This is a genomic window from Neptuniibacter marinus (assembly GCF_001597725.1).
Classification (GTDB): domain Bacteria; phylum Pseudomonadota; class Gammaproteobacteria; order Pseudomonadales; family Balneatricaceae; genus Neptuniibacter; species Neptuniibacter marinus.
On the sequence record NZ_LUTR01000045.1, the window covers coordinates 1 to 1,410 of the forward strand.

Genomic DNA, 1,410 nt, shown 5'->3' on the forward strand with positions numbered 1-1,410 from the left:
GTGAAGCTTGATCCATCCATCGCGCAATTCATAAAGCCCCTGAGATTTTAAGTAAGCATTGGATAATGCCTGATTAATCCCCGGTGTTTTAGAGCTTCGCCATGGGCCTTTACTGGTAATGCCACACGCAACAGCCGCCTGTACGTGGACGCCTCGACTCATCAGGTTCCTTACCTTGGTGCGTGGCTTTCGCCACTGCCGCCAGTAAGCCATCCTTATTCTGCGCCGAATCCAATGATCTAGATCGACGCAGAGTTGGTAGCAATTGGCGATGCCAAAATAGTTAATCCAGCCACGTATAAATTGGCTGGTTTTGAAGAGCTGATATTTCATCGACACCCCCCAGTTACGATTCGTTAACATGCGTATCCGCTGCTTAAATTTCAGTAGCGTTTTCTCATGCCATTGAATACGACCAGCCTTGAAGGTAAACCCCAAGAACTTACTCTCACTGGTTTTAACGACGCGACTTTTATCGGTATTGACGACCAGCTTCAAGCGGTTTTGCAAGTACTGACTGATACTGCGTAGTACGCGTTCACCTGCTCGCTGACTCTTTACCACTATCGTAAAGTCGTCGGCATAGCGGGCAAACTTATGGCCACGTTTCTCAAGTTCTTTGTCCAGAGGATCGAGCATGATGTTCGCTAGTAGCGGCGATAGTGGCCCGCCTTGCGGTACACCTTCTCGGCTCACACCATAGAACTGGTTGTCGACAAACCCAGCTCGCAGGTATTGTTTAATCAATCGTAGAAGACGTTTGTCCTTCACCTTGTCACCAAGGCGCGTCATCAGCAGATCGTGATTAACTCGGTCAAAGAACTTAGACAGATCGACATCGACCGCGAAGCGGCGACCTTCCTTGATGATGTCTCGCACCTGCTTTACCGCCTGTTGCCCATTTCGATTTGGCCGGAATCCAAAACTATTGTTTGAGAAATCGGGATCAAAAATAGGCGTAAGGACTTGGGCAATCGCTTGCTGAATCACTCGATCACAGACGGTTGGAATCCCCAGTTGGCGAGTACCACCATCGGGTTTATCGATTTCAACGCGTCTGACCGGTGAGGGCGTATATCGACCTGTTGCCAGTTCGGTAGTGACCTTCGTCCAGTGTCCTGCTCTTGCCCATACGGGAAATTCGTTGATGGTCATGCCATCCACTCCTGCAGCCCCTTTATTGGCTTGAACGCGTTTCCATGCCGCTGAGAGGTTATCCCGTTGCAGCACACGCTCAAATAGATCGTTACTAAAGGCTGGCTTCAGATCACTACGCTGAATCACGTCATCGCCTGACGGCGTTCGTGCGTTCAAGTGTGACAAGGCTCCTCCTTTATTCTTAATGTTCAGGCCTTCACCATGTATCAGCCATTACGCTGACCGTTGGGCTACTATGCCGTCTGCTGACTT

At 49.8% G+C, this 1,410-nt stretch carries 1 protein-coding gene; it reads right to left on the reverse strand.

Going from position 1 to position 1,410, the window contains the following annotated elements; all coding sequences use genetic code 11:
• Positions 1-1,284 (reverse strand): group II intron reverse transcriptase/maturase (gene ltrA / locus A3774_RS15945; RefSeq protein WP_231868006.1); only part of this gene is annotated, 1,284 nt, incomplete at its 3' end.
• Positions 1,285-1,410: the final 126 nt, after the last annotated feature.